This is a genomic window from Mycobacterium sp. (assembly GCF_035274705.1).
Lineage (GTDB): Bacteria > Actinomycetota > Actinomycetes > Mycobacteriales > Mycobacteriaceae > Mycobacterium.
The window spans coordinates 94612-108949 of record NZ_DATENY010000059.1; the positions used below are offsets into that span (position 1 = coordinate 94612).

General features: G+C 63.4%; 15 protein-coding genes, 1 tRNA gene and 1 pseudogene. 6 read left to right on the top strand and 11 right to left on the bottom strand.

Features of this window, described 5'->3' with window-relative positions; all coding sequences use genetic code 11:
• Positions 1-25 precede the first annotated feature (25 nt).
• Positions 26-1043: pseudogene (locus VJV41_RS14030) on the top strand (AMP-binding protein); the annotation flags it as partial.
• Here VJV41_RS14030 and nagA read toward each other — a convergent pair.
• The 3 genes from nagA to VJV41_RS14045 are packed head-to-tail and all read right to left on the bottom strand — an operon-like array spanning position 1040 to position 3442.
• Entirely contained in the window at positions 1040-2185 is a 1146-nt protein-coding gene (gene nagA, locus VJV41_RS14035; RefSeq protein WP_325334668.1) for an N-acetylglucosamine-6-phosphate deacetylase, read from the bottom strand. The pseudogene VJV41_RS14030 and the gene nagA overlap by 4 nt on opposite strands.
• Positions 2186-2971: a glucosamine-6-phosphate deaminase gene (gene nagB / locus VJV41_RS14040; RefSeq protein ID WP_325334670.1), complete on the bottom strand. Its 786-nt coding sequence runs from the start codon at positions 2969-2971 to the stop codon at positions 2186-2188. It lies immediately after the preceding gene.
• Entirely contained in the window at positions 2972-3442 is a 471-nt protein-coding gene (locus VJV41_RS14045) for a PTS glucose transporter subunit IIA (protein WP_325334671.1), read from the bottom strand. It lies immediately after the preceding gene.
• 112 nt (positions 3443-3554) lie between these two features.
• On the opposite strand from VJV41_RS14045, the gene VJV41_RS14050 reads away from it, so the two are divergent.
• Positions 3555-5135 carry a PTS transporter subunit EIIC gene (locus tag VJV41_RS14050; protein ID WP_325334672.1) on the top strand — a complete coding sequence of 527 codons (1581 nt, stop codon included), beginning with the start codon at positions 3555-3557 and terminating at the stop codon, positions 5133-5135.
• Between the two features lie 108 nt (positions 5136-5243).
• Here the strand turns inward: VJV41_RS14050 and VJV41_RS14055 are convergent, their stop codons facing one another.
• Positions 5244-5507, bottom strand: coding sequence for a hypothetical protein (locus tag VJV41_RS14055; protein WP_325334673.1), 264 nt, complete (start codon positions 5505-5507; stop codon positions 5244-5246).
• Between the two features lie 55 nt (positions 5508-5562).
• Here VJV41_RS14055 and VJV41_RS14060 point away from each other — a divergent pair, with 55 nt between their 5' ends.
• A complete protein-coding gene (locus VJV41_RS14060) occupies positions 5563-6591 on the top strand; it encodes a R2-like ligand-binding oxidase (RefSeq protein ID WP_325334674.1) in 1029 nt (342 codons plus the stop codon).
• 3 nt (positions 6592-6594) lie between these two features.
• Here the strand turns inward: VJV41_RS14060 and VJV41_RS14065 are convergent, their stop codons facing one another.
• From VJV41_RS14065 to VJV41_RS14085, 5 genes are all read right to left on the bottom strand, one after another.
• Entirely contained in the window at positions 6595-7023 is a 429-nt protein-coding gene (locus tag VJV41_RS14065) for a VOC family protein (protein ID WP_325334675.1), read from the bottom strand.
• A 77-nt stretch (positions 7024-7100) separates the two neighbouring features.
• A complete protein-coding gene (locus tag VJV41_RS14070; protein WP_325334676.1) occupies positions 7101-7673 on the bottom strand; it encodes a sigma-70 family RNA polymerase sigma factor in 573 nt (190 codons plus the stop codon).
• 127 nt (positions 7674-7800) lie between these two features.
• Positions 7801-10596, bottom strand: a complete 2796-nt coding sequence (locus VJV41_RS14075; RefSeq protein ID WP_325334677.1) for a helix-turn-helix transcriptional regulator — start codon at positions 10594-10596, stop codon at positions 7801-7803.
• 175 nt (positions 10597-10771) lie between these two features.
• Positions 10772-11527, bottom strand: coding sequence for an SDR family oxidoreductase (locus tag VJV41_RS14080; protein ID WP_325334678.1), 756 nt, complete (start codon positions 11525-11527; stop codon positions 10772-10774).
• 97 nt (positions 11528-11624) lie between these two features.
• Complete coding sequence (locus VJV41_RS14085) at positions 11625-11768, bottom strand: hypothetical protein (protein ID WP_325334679.1); 144 nt, start codon at positions 11766-11768, stop codon at positions 11625-11627.
• Between the two features lie 269 nt (positions 11769-12037).
• Between VJV41_RS14085 and VJV41_RS14090 the strand changes: the two genes are divergently transcribed.
• The 3 genes from VJV41_RS14090 to VJV41_RS14100 all read left to right on the top strand — a co-directional run bounded on the left by VJV41_RS14090 (position 12038) and on the right by VJV41_RS14100 (position 12992).
• Positions 12038-12250 (top strand): hypothetical protein, encoded by a 213-nt coding sequence (locus VJV41_RS14090; RefSeq protein ID WP_325334680.1) that lies wholly within the window; start codon positions 12038-12040, stop codon positions 12248-12250.
• Positions 12251-12481, top strand: a complete 231-nt coding sequence (locus VJV41_RS14095) for a hypothetical protein (protein WP_325334681.1) — start codon at positions 12251-12253, stop codon at positions 12479-12481.
• Positions 12482-12755: 274 nt separating this feature from the next.
• A complete protein-coding gene (locus VJV41_RS14100) occupies positions 12756-12992 on the top strand; it encodes a hypothetical protein (protein ID WP_325334682.1) in 237 nt (78 codons plus the stop codon).
• Between the two features lie 51 nt (positions 12993-13043).
• Here VJV41_RS14100 and VJV41_RS14105 read toward each other — a convergent pair whose 3' ends face one another.
• Positions 13044-14093 carry a hypothetical protein gene (locus VJV41_RS14105; protein ID WP_325334683.1) on the bottom strand — a complete coding sequence of 350 codons (1050 nt, stop codon included), beginning with the start codon at positions 14091-14093 and terminating at the stop codon, positions 13044-13046.
• Positions 14094-14135: 42 nt separating this feature from the next.
• A tRNA-Ile gene (locus VJV41_RS14110) sits at positions 14136-14210 on the bottom strand.
• Positions 14211-14338: the final 128 nt, after the last annotated feature.

The following is a 14338-nucleotide window of genomic DNA, read 5'->3' on the forward strand; positions in this document are numbered from 1 at the left end:
TGCCGGCGGCGGCGCTCAAGGCCGCGGCCTTCGCTCCTCACAGGCGGTCGGGATCTTGTGCCGCAACGGGCGAGGTTTCGTCGAGGCCGTATTCGGGGCGGCGTTGCTCGGCGCCGATATCGTCTTGCTCAACACCGACTTTCACGCCGATGCGCTTGCCGCCAGCGTCAGCACGCACCGGATCGAAACCGTGATCTGCGACGACGAATTCGCTGATCGCGTGAGGACGGCCGACGAGTCCGTCACCGTCGCCCATCCCGGCGCGGCCGATGCGTGCGCGGCGAAACGGCGACCCAAGGTTGCTGCGGGTGGTCGAATCGTCCTTCTCACCTCCGGCACCACGGGCCAACCGAAAGGCGTTCCCCGCGTCGCTACGCGTGGTGATATCGAGCGGAGCGCGCCTCGATCCCAGCCTTGCGCGACGATTCATGGACGCATACGGCGACGTGATCTACAACTGTTACGGCTCTTCAGAAGTCGGCGTCGGTGCGCTGGCGACACCGGCAGACCTGCGCGAAGCGCCCGAGACGGTCGGCAGGCCGGTCGCCGGGTGCCCGGTGCGGATTCTCGACGAACGCAGCAAAACTGTTGGGCCACACGTCACGGGGCGGGTCTACGTCGGCGGGGAACTGACGTTCGACGGCTACACCGGCGGGGAAACCAAGGACGTGGTCGCCGGCATGATGAGCGCCGGCGACATGGGCTACTTCGACGAGGCAGGACGGCTGTACATCGTCGGCCGTGAAGACGACATGATCGTCTCCGGCGGAGAGAACGTCTATCCACGCGCCGTCGAGAACGCCCTCGCCGAACATCCCGATGTCGCCGACAACGCGGTGATCGGCGTCCCCGACGAGGACTACGGCGAACGACTCGCGGCATACGTCGTTCCCCGGCCGCAAGCCAGCCTGGGCGCGGACGAACTGCGAAATTACCTGAAAGACAAGGTGTCACGCTATGAGCAACCACGTGACATCGAGATCGTCACAGAAATCCCGCGTAATCCTGCCGGCAAGGTGCAACGAGACGCATTGCCGACCTAGCCCTCAGGTTCGATCACCCACGATCCTTGGCGCAGCACGCCGATCACGGCAAGCTCGGAGTCCAACACCACCAAGTCAGCGGCAGACCCGCTAGCGAGACCGGTGCACGACAGACCCAGCGCCCCAGCGGGATTGATCGAAGTTTGGCGCACGGCAGCCATCAGCGCCTCGTCATGGGGAAGCCCGCTGTGCTTGACGGCGAATCTGAACTGACGGTCCATCGTCGCGGTGCTGCCTGCGATGGTTTGCGTTCCGGCCACGCGGGCCACCCCGTCGGTGACTTCCACCGCCACGGTCCCGAGCTGATAACTGCCATCGCTCATCCCGGCCGCGGCGATCGCGTCGGTCACCACCGACACCTGATCGGGTCCCACGCTCCGGCAAACGTGGCGATACAGGGCGGGATCGACATGCACTCCATCGGCAATCATTTCCACTGTCACCCTGGGGTCTTCGAGCAATGCGATCACGGGACCCGGCTCGCGACGATCGATGGGTCGCATCGCATTGAACAGGTGCGTGCCTACCGTCGCGCCCGCCGCGATCGCCGATCGCGTCTGCTCATAGGTCGCCTCGGTGTGACCAACGGCAGCCACTGCGCCGGCACCGACGACCTTGCCGATCGCCGCCAACGCACCGTCGCGTTCCGGCGCGAGCGTCACCATGCGGATGGCTCCTGCACCAGCATCGAGCACGCGGTCGATCTCGGCGCTGTCCGGGTCACGCATCAGCGACGGATCGTGGGCCCCGCACCGCTTGGTCGAGATCCAGGGGCCCTCCAGGTGGATCCCGGCGATCAAGCCGGCGCCGACGTAGTCGACCAATTCCTCGACCTGGCACCGTAATTCGGCTGGACCGGCGGTCACGAGAGAGGCAACCAGTGTGGTGGTGCCGTGCCGGCGGTGCAATGCCACGGCGGCGGACGTGTCGGCGTGCGACGCAGCTGTGAAGTTCGCCCCTCCTCCCCCGTGCACATGTGTGTCGACGAAACCCGGTACCACCGTCACCGAGCCGAGGTCCCGATCCGGGGGCCGCGGCGCAGGGCCTGACCCAACGGCATTCACGATGCCCTGCGAAATCTCAATCCAGCCGGGCCGCAACAATCCTCGGCCGGTGAGCAGTGTGTCAGCGGTCAACAGCACTCAGATGCCCTGCCAGTCCGGTTTGGCGCCGTATGTCTCGCGGTAGTAGCCGGCAAGCTGAAGCCGGTGCGCGGCAGCATCATCCAATAGCGCGGTCACGTGCGGATGATGCTGCAGGATGGTCGCCGGCCACATCGCGCTGACCGGCCCTTCGACCAGATGGTGTACCGCTTCGGCCTTGCGGATGCCGATCGCGACCAGGATGAGATGCCGGGCCGTCATGATGGTGCCCAGCCCCTGGGTCACGCAGTGCGTCGGGACCGAGTCAATGTCACCGCCGAAGAAGCGGGCGTTGTCCATCCGCGTTTGTCTGGTCAGCGTCTTGATGCGCGTTCGGGACGCAAGCGACGATCCCGGTTCGTTGAACGCGATGTGCCCGTCCGTGCCTATGCCGAGGATCTGCAGATCCACGCCGCCCGCCTCGCGGATCGCGGTCTCGTATGCCGCGCATGCCGCAGGTATGTCATCGGCCAGGCCGTCGGGGCCTTGCACCGACCCTGCAGCGAAGTCGACCCGGGATACGAAGACCCTGTCGATGACATTTCGGTATCGCTCGGGATGGTCGGCGGGCAGGCCCACATACTCGTCGAGGGTGAAACCCCGTGCCTGCCGGAAAGAGACAAGCCCGGCATCGTGGCGTGTGACTAGTTCGTCGTAGATGGCCAGCGGCGACGATCCGGTGGCAAGGCCAAGGGCGGCATCCGGTTTGCGACCGAGCAGCGCGCCGACCGCATCCGCCGCGACCCCGGCAATCTCCTTGGCGTCGGCCAGGATGACGACTTCCATTTACTTGTTCGCCGTGAAAAGGCTTGTCCCCGAAGTAATATCAGCGCCTTCGAAGACGGCCTCGGACGGGATGACGTTGTTTGGCTCGCGTTCGTCCATGACGACAACGGGGACAATCGGATTAAGCCCCTTGGCCTCGACCGACGGGACGTCGTACGTGATGACGACCTGTCCCGCGGTGACGTCGTCACCCTGGCTGACGTGGGCCGTGAAGCCTTCGCCCTTCAGCGCGACGGTGTCTATACCCAGGTGCACCAGGACGCCCACGTTGTCGGCGGTCATGACGATGTAGGCGTGGGGAAGCAACTTCAAGATCTTGCCGCTGACAGGAGCGACCGCGTCGATAACCCCGCGCGGAGGGTCGACGGCGGCGCCGTAGCCCACCATGCCCTGCGAGAAGACGGGGTCAGGGACGTCGTGAAGCGGAACTGCACGCCCTGCGACCGGGGCGAGGACCTGCGTCGTGCTCACGCACCAACAATACGAGCGTGCCGGAAAGACGGCCTCAAGTTCGGCGGTTCTCGTCTAGGCTTCCGCTGAGCTTCGGCAGCGGTGACGTTTGCGCGACAGGAGGTCAGGATAGATGAGCAATACGACGAAACCTGAAGGGGCGCAGACGAAGTCGGGCATGAGGATTCCGGGATTTGCTCAGCTGCAGCGGCTCGGCAAGAGCCTCATGTTGCCGATTGCGGTGCTGCCCGCGGCCGGGATCCTGCTGCGACTGGGCCAGGACGATCTGCTCGGCAGAATCCATGCTCCGGTCATCGGGCCGTTCTTCAAGGCGATGAGCGCTGCGGGCGACGCGCTGTTCACCAACCTCCCGCTGCTCTTTGCCGTCGGTGTCGCCATCGGATTCGCGAGGAAGGCGGACGGTTCCACCGCCCTGGCCGCCGTCGTCGGCTACCTGGTGGTGCAAGCCGTGTTCAAGACCATGTCGCCGATCGTTCTCGCCGGCGAGGTCGACAAGTCCGGCGACCAGGCGCAGATCAACTACAGCGTATTCGCGGGAATCGTGGTCGGTCTGGTCACTGCGTGGCTCTTCGATCGCTACCACACCATCCAATTGCCGTCCTACATCGGATTCTTCGGGGGCAGGCGCTTCGTGCCGATCGTGGTGTCGTTGGCGTGCCTGTTCCTCGCGTTCGCGATGAGCTACTTCTATCCGATCTTCAATGCGGGGCTCACTGGCCTCGGCAAGTTCATCGGCGGCTCGGGCGCCCTGGGCGCATTCGTGTATGGATTCGCCAACCGCATGCTGATTCCACTGGGCCTGCACCACATTCCGAACTCGTACGTCTGGTTCCTCTACGGCGACTACCAGACGCCCGACGGCAAAGTCGTCACCGGTGAACTCACCCGCTTCGCTGCTGGAGATCCGACGGGGGGCCATCTCACGTCCGGGTTCTACCCGATTCTGATGTTCGGGCTGCCCGCCGCCGCTTTGGCGATGATCCACGTGGCGAACAAGAAGCAACGCAAGGTCGCCGTCGGCATTCTGTCCGCGGCAGCACTGACCGCGTTTCTGACCGGCGTGACTGAGCCCCTCGAGTTCGCGTTCATGTTCGTGGCGTTCCCGCTGTATCTCATCCATGCGGTGCTCACTGGGCTGTCACTGGCCATCGCCTACCTGCTCGATATCCACCTAGGCTTCTCGTTCTCTGCAGGGCTGGCTGACCTGCTCCTTTACGGTACGGCGCCGGCCGCGAAGAACATCCCGTTGCTCCTCGCGATGGGTGCGGTGTTCTTCGTCGTCTATTACCTGCTGTTCCGGTTCGCGATTACGAGGTGGAACCTGCGAACTCCGGGACGGGAACCGGAGAACGAATTCGAGGCAGAGGAGGAAGCAAACCTCGGCGAGGGTGCCGACGCCGTCACGTCCGTCGCGGCGGGTGGCTCCGTCGCCACACTCACTGCACCCGCCCCCGTTGCGACCGACAGCAAGGCCGAGCAAGTCATCGGGGCGTTCGGCGGCCGGGAGAACCTGGTGAACGTCGACGCCTGCATCACGCGTCTGCGGGTGGAGGTCGCCGATAAGGGCAAGGTCGATCAGGCTCGTCTGAAGAGTCTGGGAGCCGCGGGTGTGGTCGAGGTCGGCAACAGTGTCCAAGCGGTGTTCGGCACCGACGCCGAAGCGCTGAAGAACGACATCAACGAAATCTTGTAAAGCGAGAGGAGTCTCTTTTCCGAGCCGTCAGCATGTGTTGACGACTCAGAAAAGCGCCGCGCGCCGGTGGTTCGACGTGTTCAGCGCGGAACCACCGGCCGCCGAAACTCAGGGTTGCTTGGCGTATCGGGTCAGGAACGCGATCGCCGCGATCACCGCGACGACACCGATCGCGCCCCACAACACAAACGGGAAAACCAGCGACACCGGCGACCAGCCGACGCTGGAGAGCGCCGTGGCCGTGTAGAGCAGCCAGAAGAGTCGATAGATGCACCAGAGCGCGGTAATACCGGCGGAAATCCCGAACCACAGGCTCCGTGTGCGGTCGACGCGGTTGATCTGTTCCTGGATGCGAGTCGGCACGATGTTCACTGCTGTATTCCTTTCGTCAGGCGCGCCTCGTTGGCGTCGTCATGGCGCCAAGTACATGCGGCGGGGGTGGCTACCGATCCCAAGAAACCGTTGCCCTTCCCCCGAATCGGCCTACCGTCAAAGCAGTGAGGAGGTCAGTCCAATGACACGAACACGACTCGGCTCGCTGGGTGCAGGCGGGCTCAATTGGAACAGCCTTCCGTTGCGGCTGTTCGCCGGGGGCAACGCGAAGTTCTGGGATCCGGCCGACATCGATTTTTCGCGTGATCGGGCGGACTGGGAGGCGCTGACCGATCGCGAACGGGACTCCGCCACCCGGCTGTGCGCACAGTTCATTGCCGGCGAAGAAGCGGTGACCCAGGACATCCAGCCCTTCATGACCGCGATGCGCGCAGAAGGGCGCCTGGGCGACGAAATGTATCTGACGCAGTTCGCATTTGAGGAGGCCAAGCACACGCAAGTGTTTCGGCTGTGGCTCGACGCAGTCGGGCTCACCGACGACCTGCACAGCTACATCGACGAGCTTCCGGCATACCGGCAGATGTTCTACGAGGAGCTCCCCGAATCACTCGGGGCGCTGTCGTCGGATCCCTCGCCGGCCGCCCAGGTCCGGGCATCCGCAACGTATAACCACGTGATCGAAGGCATGATGGCGCTGACCGGATACTTCGCCTGGCACAAGATCTGCGCCGAGCGCGGCATCCTGCCCGGCATGCAGGAACTCGTCCAGCGGATCAGCGACGACGAGCGACGCCATATGGCGTGGGGCACGTTCACATGTCGGCGCCACGTCGCAGCCGACGATGCCAACTGGACGGTGTTCGAAGCGCGGATGAACGAGTTGATCCCGCTGGCACTGCGCAACACCGATGAGGTCTTCGCCATCTACGGCGACGACGTCCCCTTCGGTTTCTCGAAGGACGAGTTCCAGCAGTACGCCGCCGAAAAGGGGATGCGCCGGCTCGGGACGATCAGTAACGCGCGCGGCCGGCCCGTCGGGGAGATCGACGTCGACTGCTCGCCGCTTCAACTGGAGGACGCGTTCGCCGACGAGGACGACAAGGCGCTGGCGACGTCGGTCTAGTTCTCAGAGCACCGTGAAGAGTTCGAGTTGGATGTTGTCAGGGTCTCGAAACACCACTGTGGCGAATCCGAACGGTACATCGCCGGTTCTGATTCCAGAGTGCTCGACGCCGGCTTCGTCGAGCCAGGCCGTCCACGCCTCCAGCTCTTCGCGTGTGGCCACGTTGAAGCCCACGTGGTCCAATCCCGTACGGGCCTCGTCGAATTGCTCGCCGGCATTGCCGGTATTCGCGTGAAGCCCGATGGCCAGACCCGAACGCGGCTCGACAAGCAGCACACCGTAACCGGTCTCCTCCCGCTCGTAATGCGGGAATTCCATTGGCACTCGATCGGCGCGGAACACCCGCTGGTACCAGGCCGCACTGGCCTCGATGTCGCGCACCGTCACGGAGAAGTGGTGGATTCCGGTGATGCCGGGGGCGTCGTCACTCATGCCTGGCAGCGTACTTAACGGGGCTGGAGCACCGTAACGGGAATTTCTCGGTCGCCTGCCTGTGCGCGGAACGTGGGTTACGCGACATGCGCCAACGCGATGCGCAGCCGTTGCCTACCGCGGGACACCCGCGACATGACAGTGCCGTGAGGGATGCCGAGAATCGCAGCGGTTTCCGCGTACGTGTATCCCTGGACATCCGCGTAGTACACCACTTCGCGGAAACCCTCAGGCAAAGCGCTCATCGCAGCCTTGATCTCGTTGTCGGGCAACGCATCAAGGACCTGCGCTTCGGCGGAACGCATTCCTACAGGCGGCCGTGCGGCGCTGCTGGCCAGATCCCGTTCGGTGATTTCGTCGACCGCGACCTCGGCTGGACGCCGCTGCTTGGTCCGATACGTGCTGACCCACCGGTTGTAGAGAATCCGGAACAGCCACGCCTTGAGGTTGGAGCCTTCCCGGAAGGTGCCGAAGCCCGCATATGCGTGCAGAAGTGTGTCCTGCAGCAGATCTTCGGCGTCCGCTTGACTGCGGGTAAGCCGCCGCGACCCACGCATCAGGACATGGAAGAGGGGCTCCACTTCACGGGCGAAACGCGCGGCGAGGTCGTTGTCCGGCTCGGACGCGTTGCGAACAGCAGTAACAGTCACGGGAAACCTCCAAGTCGTTGTTGAGATCAGACTCGCGGTTGCTGAAGGTGAAGCGAACCCTTGGAAGTCCGTAGTCAGTAGTCCGTAGTGGACGACAAAGTACTGACGGTCGTGAGTGACGGCCGGGTCAGCTTGCCCAGGACACGGTGCGAAGCCGCCTGCGCGATTTGATGCCGAGCTTGACGAAGACCTTCCGTAGGTGCCATTCGACGGTGTGCGTGCTGATGAACAGCTGCGCACCGATCTCCTGGTTGGTCAGACCGTCAGCGGCCAGCCTCGCGATCTGCTCCTCTTGGGCCGTCAATTCGCCTCCCGAGCTGACCGGCCGCTTGCGCACCTTTTCGCCGGTGGCCACCAACTCTCGGCGAGCCCGCTCTGCGAAGGCTTGCGCGCCCATTCGGGTGAACATCTCGTGGGCGTCGTTGAGGTGCCTGCGGGCATCGACGCGCCGGTTCATACGACGCAACCATTCGCCGTACTGCAAGCGGGTGCGGGCGAGGTGCACGACGACGCGGGTGCGCTCCAAGCGTTCGATGGCTTCGGTGTAAAGGCTGTCGGACCGCTCGTCGTCGGCGAGCAAGGCTCGCGCATTGGCCAGGGCACCCAATCCCCAGTCGGTCCCGCTAGCGCCCGCGCGTTCTTCGAGCCGCCGCACCGCCTGCGCCGCGGTTTCCTTGTCACCGGTACGTGTCGCGGCTTCAATCAGTTCGAAGAGACACCAGCCGTGGAAGCCGAGATCGTCGTATTCACAGCCATCCCGCGCAGCCGCGAATGCCTCCTCGTATCGGCCGAGCCCGTTGTACAGGACGGCGGAGAGGTACCCCGTCAGACCGAGTACGCGGCCTTCACCCCTAACAGTCGCGTCTGCGGCGGCCGCCTCGATCGGACCGACTGCGTCGGCCGGGATCCCCCGCCAGGCAGCCAGGGTCAGGGAGTGATACCTCAGCGGCGCGTAATCCGTCGCCGCGGTGATGGACGCTGCCTCTTCGATAAGTGTTGCTGCCGTGGCGAACTCGCCCGCCAGCACGTGGACTCCCGCCCGGTAGGCCAGCGCTGGGGGAAGTACGGCCAGTGCACCGGCGTCCCGGGCTTGGCGAACCGCGGCGGCGGCGAGTTGACTGTAGATCGCGTCGTCCCACACTTCGCCGACCGCGGATTCCTGCACGATCGACAGGCCGAGCGACATCCAGCGCAGCGCTTGACCATCGTTTTGCTGCGCTTGACTGCACATCATCTCCAACGCGGTGCGCAGCAGGTCGGAACCGGCACCCCCACCGCCGGTGATCCGCTTTGCCATACCGCTCAAGAGGACGTCGATCGGCCGATTCAGCTTCGACACTCGGCCGACCGCGGCGCCTGCAGCCTCGGCAACCTTCGCCATTGCGCCAGGTTCACCGAGTCGACCGGCGTACATGGCAGCGGCAAGACCCTCGAGGTAGGTCTCCTGGGCCAAGTCATCGTCGAGGGTGTCAAATCGCTTGGCGGCGTTGAGCAATTGCGACGCGGTTTCGCTGAGTTGGGGCGCACCGGTATCCCCTCCGCGGCGGCGGGCGAACTCCATCTGGGCGCGCAATCGAGCGTCCTGAGCCTGTTGCAGGTCGGACAGCGGCGCGAGTTCAGCGATCGCAAGGAGCTCGTAGGCCGCCCTCGGCGCTGCAGCATCTCGTTTGGCCTGTGCGGCCGCGAGCGCCCTGGCCCCCCGAAGGGCCGGGTCCGACGACAGTACGGTCGCGCGCTCCAAGAATGCCGCCGCCGCGGCTATGCCGCCCCTGCTTTGCGCCCGACCGGCCGAGCTTTCCAGCTCCGCGGCCACTGCATCATCGGGTCCCGCCGCGGCGTTGGCGGCGTGCCATGCCCGACGGTCGGGGTCGTGTTGCCGATCGGTTGCATCGGCCAAAACCCGATGTATTGCCCTGCGCTCGATCAGATCGGCCGCACGGTAAGCCGCCGAACGCACCAACGGATGATGGAATCGCATGCGCGGACCGAACTCGATCAACCCCGCAGCCTCGGCCGGCGCCAATGCATCGACGGGGATACCAAGTTTCGCCGCCGCGCGTAGAAACAAGGCAGCGTCGCCAACCGGCTCGGCAGCCGCGAGAAGCAACAACCGTCGAGTGTCGGCTGGGACGGCCTCGATACGACTTACAAAGCTTTCCTCGATCTGTCCCGCTGATTTGCGCGCACCGCCGGTGTTCCAAAATCCGCCGGCCAGCTCCGCCGCGGAGACGTTTCGCGGCACCTCAAGCAGGGCCAGTGGAATCCCCCGCGTCTCGGCGACAATGCGGTCGCGCACCCGCTCGTCGATCCGCCCCAACAAAACCGATTCCAGCAGCTGCCGAGCGTCGATTTCAGACAGGCCTCTGATCACGAGTTCCGGCAGACCACCCAACGCCTCCGCGCCGCCATCGCGCGCCGCGAAGACCAACGCGACCGGCTCGGCCAACAGTCGCCGCGCAACGAACGCAAGGGTCTGTACCGACACCTGATCGAGCCACTGCGCGTCATCGATGATGCAGAGCAACGGCTGATCGTTCGCAGCGGCGGCGATCAAGCTCAGCACTGCCAATCCGACCAGGAAACGATCCGGGGTCGCGCCGACTCCGCGGCCGAACGCTACGTTCAGAGCCTCCCGTTGCGGTTCCGGTAGCTCATCGAGGTGAATCAGCAGCGGTGCGCAAAGCTGCTGCACGCCGGCGAATGCGAGTTCCATGTCGGACTGCACGCCCGCCACCTGGACACAGCGGAACCCCGACGCCAGCTCTGACACATACCCGAGCAGTGCGGACTTGCCGACGCCCGGCTCACCGCGAAGTACCAGCACCTGGCTACTGCCGGATTGAACGGTCGATAGCAGACCCCGAAGCGTCTCGCATTCGGTGTCGCGACCGCGAAGACGTTGCCCCCGACCCTGGCTCGACATAAGCTCCACTGCGTCCGTTTGCAGTGAACCTTACCGGTTGGCCAGTCGCGAACACCCATCACCGGACCGGTGAGGGGCCCAGACGGCGCCCGTCGTGGCACAGGGCCCCGGGACCGCAGCTGCGGACCCGAGGTTCATCCGTCAATGAATTAGCGTGGCGTCCAAGCAGTTCCGACTACGCTTTGGCGGCCACTTCGAGAATCCAGTCCTCGAACCGCGTCTCGAACAGAGTCGCGCCGTCACCGGGGACAAGGGTGCGCTCTTCGATGTCGATACCCCAGTACTGCGCTTTGGGATCAGCGACGACCTCGCGAGCATCTCCGCGAGCGGTCAGCGCGGTCCGGATGAGATCGGGAAGCAGAAACGCCTCTGGCCCACCGATTTCGGTGATGCCGTTAACTGGGGCATTGACCGCGGCGATGGCGAGCCCTTCCGCGACGTCGGCAGCGGCCATCGGCTGAAAATAGGCCGGTGGCATGCGCACCGTGTCGCCGACCGTCGCGGAGTCGGCGAGGGTCTTGATGAACTCGAAGAACTGCGTCGCGTGGACGATGGTGTAGGGGACGGGACCGTCGCCGATGAGCTTCTCCTGCAGAAGCTTCCCGTGGAAGTAGCCGCTCTGTACGGCTAACTGATCGGTACCCACCACTGAGAGAGCGACATGGTGCCCGACCCCGGCGTCTTTCTCGGCCGTCAGCAATTTCGTGGTTGCCGTGCGGAAGAACTCCATCGCCGCGTCGTCCAGCGTCGGCGAGTTCGACACGTCGACGACGACCGAGGCGCCCGCGAGAACCTCGGGCAGACCCTCGCCCGTGAGCGTGTTCACACCGGTCGAGGGCGCCGCGGCGACGGCGTCATGACCGTGTTCGGTCAAGGTATGCACCAACTTTGACCCAATCAGGCCGGTGCCACCGATTACGACGATTCTCATGATGTGCCTTCCGTTGTCTCTGACAGCATTCCGACAGCCAGAACGGATGGGCCGTCGCGAATTCATCCCGGCACCAAAGAACTTGGTCCAGACCGGCTTACCCGTCGGTGCCGTCGCTGCCGTCGGCACTGACGGCGCCGACGAAATCCACACCGAGGTCGGACGGGACGATCACCGGGACGCTGAAGGCCACTGACGGCGACGGCGACCCGCTGAGGTACTTCGGCGGCGGCACGAGCACCAAGGGGACGCTGACCGTCTACTAGGACGGCACCTACACCTGCACGCCGAAGGCCGACACCCGGCCCGCCGCCTGGGGCACCCTGCGAACGACCCGAAGCGGATCGACACCTTCGACGTCTCGATCTACGACGGCTGCGGCGCCGCCGTCACCACGACGATCTCGTTCACGATCCAGGCAGCAGTTCCCCCGATTGAAGTCCACTACGGCTCACAGGCGGAGTCTTCCCCTACCTGTACGCACTGCAGGGCCGGCCGATAGACGAAAACTTGTACATCAACGGCACCACTGGCGAACTCCGCTGGACACCGTCGATAACCACTGTCCTGTCCGGGATCACGGAGTACACGATGCACATGGTGGTCTTTGACAGCGCCGGGAACACCGGTTCGGTGGACGTGGTGGTCCCCGTCAAATTCCCGAACCCGTTCGCCACGCTCGCCTCGTTGGCCGACCAGGAAATCGACGATTTCATCGAATGAGTGGCACATGAAAAAGCTCAACTAGAGAAAGAGCGCGCCGACGCCGCCCTCGAGTTTCAGAGACAAGTCGAGGAGGCCAAGCTGCGCAAGCTCGCCGATCCCAACAACCAAGAGGAAATTCCGACCGTAGATCCGAACGACTACATGTACGCCAATTTGATCGGCAGCGCTGGATCCGATCTTGACTCGTTGCAGACGGAGCAAGCGCGGTGCCAAACCGCTTCGATGTAACCCTCACCGCGCAAGCGCAGTGATTCAGCGAAACGGGCCAGGACTTTCGCCCTGGCCCGTTCCCTACTTGGTGGAGCTGGCGCGAGGTTATTCGAATAAATCATTCTTAAGAGACCACTACCGTGACCTGGTCAAACGGGTTCAGGACGCAGCTCCTCGACCGCAGCCGACCGTTAAGACCGGCCGAACCCGTGCCTTGAAGCGACAGGTCGGTAGAGAGGAAGTTGACCAGATCATCGCGAAATATCAATCAGGCGTCTCCACAAACCAGCTCATGACCGAGCATCACCTCGCCAAGCGAACCATCTCTGCGCTCCTCAAAGCGAACGACGTCCAGCTCCGGCGTCAGGGCCTCACCGACAAACAGGCCAGGGAAGCCGCCGACCTCTATCAAGCCGGTCACTCACTGGCTTGGATCGCCCACCACTTCGACGACATCTCCCCCACAACTATCCTCCGAGCTCTGCGCAAACGTGGCATTGCGATTCGATCTCGGTCGGGTAGATCTTGAGATCACCGCTGCGCTACCGCCGGTTTCCATGGATAACGCGCGGAAATCAAGCTAGGACAAATCACCGCTCTCAAGCAGCATGATGTATGCGGTGACATGCATCAGCGCGATCACGGCGTTGATTCGCGAGTACTGCAGCCGCGAAACAGCATGCGCGCTGCCATGTCTGGTGAACTCGCGAGGGATGGAATCGCCGCGACTCTGCCAGAACTCCGTGTGCGAACCCCAGATGCCACCGAACACCATGGCGGCCCGCATCGGCAGGTCATCGATTGAGAGCCGGTTGCGTTGATTCGTTACCTCCCTATGCGAAGGCCCGTCGAGCGTCTCGCGCAGCATGGTGTCGAGTAGGTTGGCGGCAAGCGCCTGAGCCCCTTCGGAATGGCCCTCCTCCAGCATCTTGATGACATTGAGCGCGAATCCGCGGTACTGAGCGAACTCAGCCTCCGACGCCGATTCGATCGACTCGCGACAGGCAGCAACGACCCGCTTCCAGCGTCTGCCGAGAATGCGACGACGTTCCTGCTTTGATGAGGCTGCCAACAGAGCGTTGAGAATGTCGGCCGGGGGAACCCAAGCCAGCGCAAGCCCCTCGTCAAGCAGGAGAGTTTCGAGCTGACTCATACCACGAACGCCACGCCAATTCGGCGGGAGCATGCGGTCGATGATTCTGCTGACATTCTCGAAAATGCTTTCGAACTGAGCCCGTTGATCGGCATAGATCTTGTTAAAGGCCTCTAGGCTCGACGTATCGATCAGATTCTTAAGCGCGAGGGATTCAAAATTGAGGGCTGGACCAAGTAGCCGTGCATAATCGAGTTTAAGCGGCGGAAGATCAAGCTTGAATTTCGGTAAATTCACCTGGAGTGATTTCGCTAAATCCACTCCGAAGTTTTGAGTCTGCACCAGAGATTTTGCTATCGCATCCAGGTTAGGCATGGCGTCACGCTGGATCTTCGCCAATGAGGGCATGATTTTCGACAGGTCGAGGCCCTGCATACCGGTGACGAGACCTTGGTACGCCTTTCTGACCTGCTCTTTTTGCGCATCAGTGAGTTCAGGCTTTTCGTCGGGGGAAGCAGGCATGGTGTCGGTTCTCAATTCAGGCTCTGTCGGGATAGAGCTTAAATAATACGTAAAATTTGGTGGGGCTGGAAGGGGTCGAACCTTCTGCCAAGTGGTTATGAGCCGCCTGCTCTACCGATGAGCTACAGCCCCATATTTCGAATCCGCAAGAATGGTATTACGTCACACCTCACACCTATGACCATTATATCTATATCTGGCCCTGCGACAAGGCGAGTAGTTCCTGCATGATGTCGCTATAACTGCCAGGCTGAGTCTCA